At 60.0% G+C, this 2,653-nt stretch carries 3 protein-coding genes; 2 read left to right on the top strand and 1 reads right to left on the bottom strand.

What is annotated here, in order from left to right; all coding sequences use genetic code 11:
- The coding region (locus SGJ19_20865) for an AarF/UbiB family protein (GenBank protein ID MDZ4782706.1) at positions 1–1,535 on the top strand (1,535 nt) is incomplete at its 5' end.
- A gap of 88 nt (positions 1,536–1,623) precedes the next feature.
- Entirely contained in the window at positions 1,624–2,082 is a 459-nt protein-coding gene (locus tag SGJ19_20860) for an ATP-binding protein (GenBank protein MDZ4782705.1), read from the top strand.
- Positions 2,083–2,290: 208 nt separating this feature from the next.
- On the opposite strand, the gene SGJ19_20855 is transcribed toward SGJ19_20860, so the two are convergent.
- On the bottom strand, positions 2,291–2,428 hold the full coding sequence (locus SGJ19_20855; GenBank protein MDZ4782704.1) for a hypothetical protein: 138 nt from the start codon (positions 2,426–2,428) through the stop codon (positions 2,291–2,293).
- Positions 2,429–2,653 lie beyond the last annotated feature (225 nt).

Here is a 2,653-nt window from a genome sequence, read left to right as displayed (position 1 = left end):
GTATCCAAACAATCGCCCGCGCGGGTAAACTCGCTCGGATCGCCTGGGCCGCCCGCCGCGCCACCCGCGGCCCCGAAGATAGGCGGCTGGCGGCTCAGCAAGTGCTGGCACGCCTGTTGGCAGACGCACGAGGCGTCCCGTTGAAGATCGGACAATTACTGTCCAATACGACCGATGCCTCCGTGTTCAACGAGTTGGCCAAGGGCGTCGAGCCGCGTCCGTGGCCGCGAATGAAGCGAGTGCTCGAACGCGGTCTGGGCCGGCCCATCGATCATGTCTTCTCCGATATCGATCCCATCGGTATCGCGGCATCCCTGGGCCAGGTCCATCGCGGCACCTTGCTCGACGGCACCGACGTGGCGATCAAATTGCGCTATCCGGATATCGCCGACGCCGTTGCCGCGGAAATGCGACTGGCCGGTTTGATGCCAGGTTTCGGTCCGGTCGCCAAGTGGGGCTTCGACCTCGCGGGCTACAAGGCCACGCTGAAAGCGAACATGGATCGCGAGCTCAACTACTGCGGGGAACTTCAGCGGCAGCAGCGCTTGGGGCAGACCATCACCGTAGAGGGTCTGGTGGTGCCACGGGTTTATCCAAACTTGAGTGGTGGGGAAGTGCTCGTGCAGTCGTGGGAGCCGGGCGAACATCTGGACGTAGCCGCCGCCTGGCCTTGCGCCGATCGGGCGCGAATCGCCCAGATTCTGTTGCACACTTTTTTCAGCAGTCTCTTTGTTGCCGGCGAAGTGCACGGCGATCCACACGTGGGTAACGTGCTGGTTCGCCGCAGCCGCGAAAGTCAACCCCAAGTTGTGTTGCTCGACTTCGGCTGCACCGTAGAGGTAAGCCGGCCCGCGCGATTGGCCATTCTCAAACTCATCGTCGGGGCGCGCCGCAACGACGCCACCGATCCGCTGGCCTGCTTCGCCGCCATGGGGTTCGACGCGGACAAACTCGAACCCGTCGCCGATGCCCTGCCTGCCATGGCCCAACTCCTGGTTGAGCCGTTCCTCAACGACGCGCCGTTCTTCGCGGACCACTGGCATCTGAGCGAACGCATCAATCAATTGCTCGGTGAACTGCGATGGTGGTTCCGCTCGGCTGGCCCCAGCGATCTGTTGCTGTTCGTGCGCGCCTTCGCCGGACTTGTTCACCAGTTACGGATGCTCGGCTCAAGACTGCCGTGGTGGGCGATTCTGACCGACGCGGTCGGGCCGCAGTTGCTGCGCGAGGCAGAGTTGTTCGACCCACCTGCACCACGCCGCGCCACTCGCCGTGTGCAGGATTTTGCGGGTGTCGCAAAGCTGCTACGCATTCGCGTATTGGAAGGCGAGTCGCAGGTCGTGAGTGTTTCCATGCCCGCCGCGCAAGTGGTGCGTTTGAATGAACTCATTCCCGACGATGTGCTGCCCCGCATTGTGGCCGCCGGAATCGATCTGGAACACATTGCCCGGCGGGCGTGCGAACTCGGCTTGTCGCCGCAGCCGCTGTTCGAACTTAAAACTGAAACGCGGCACTACCAAGTATGGTTGGAATAGACGCGGAACCGGATGCCGCTACCCCCACGTTCAGTCACAAGGAAGTCAAACCACGCCAGGATTTCTCCCCTTCAGCCGCGCCTCGTTCATGATGGATGTGATAGCCCTCGCCATGTTCGCGGTGATCCCCGTGATGGCATGGAGCATTTACATCGTCAAATACCGAGGGCAATACGCACTGCATCGCAAAGCGCAATTATCGCTGGGCGGATTGCTGCTCGTTACGGTGACCCTCTTTGAAGTTGATGTTCGCCTGCACGGCTGGCGGCAGAATGCCGAGGCCTCGCCGTATTACACAACATGGCTCAACCCTGTGCTGTACGTGCATCTGGCGTTCGCTGATAACGGGACGGGCATGTCGCCGGAGCATCTCTCTCGTCTGACCGAGCCTTTCTTCACCACGAAGTCCAGCGGACTGGGCCTTGGGCTTTCCATTTGCCGACGAATCATCGAAGCTCACGGTGGTACTATCGCTTACGATTCGACTCTCAACACCGGCACAATCGTGACGATCCGATTGCAGTGCAGTAGTAACTCACTCGAATAGAACCTGTTTCGCGCCACCACCTGCCAAAAGCGCGTGATGATGAACTGCCGTTGGTGCGGTGGATCATCTGGTGCTGCTCAAGAGCAAGGGGTTCTTGCGCACTCTAAATGCACACAGAGGTGGTTGGGTCGCTTGTTAGAACCGTGTGATAAGGGATTCCCTGCGTCCCTTCCCACGAACAGCGGCCTAGGATGTTGCAGGTTTATCCTCAACAAAATGAAACCGCCATGCCATCGCAACTCGACGTTGGACAGGTCCGCCCGCCCAGCTTCGCCCGCAGGCTCTGCTTGTCGATCCCCTTGACCGTCTTCCAGTTCAGGCAGAAGTAGGCCGTCAACTTCTTCACCGGCAACGCCTACACAAAAGCGCCATGTTCGCCGCCTGCGCCTTGGTCCTAGGCGAATGTGAAAGCTTTGGCTGAGCTGCCGGCAAGATAAGAGGGGGGATATGTAGTTATCCCCTTTTCCGTCCCTTCTTCCGTTCTGTTTTGAACTGCCGCTGGATGTTAGTTCAGACGTGCGCGACTGATGCCATACTCGAAGCGATAGAGCCGTTTCACAGCGGCCAGTGC

This window comes from Planctomycetia bacterium (genome assembly GCA_034440135.1).
Taxonomy (GTDB): Bacteria; Planctomycetota; Planctomycetia; order Pirellulales; family JALHLM01; genus JALHLM01.
This window is presented reverse-complemented; position numbering and strand designations above follow the sequence as displayed.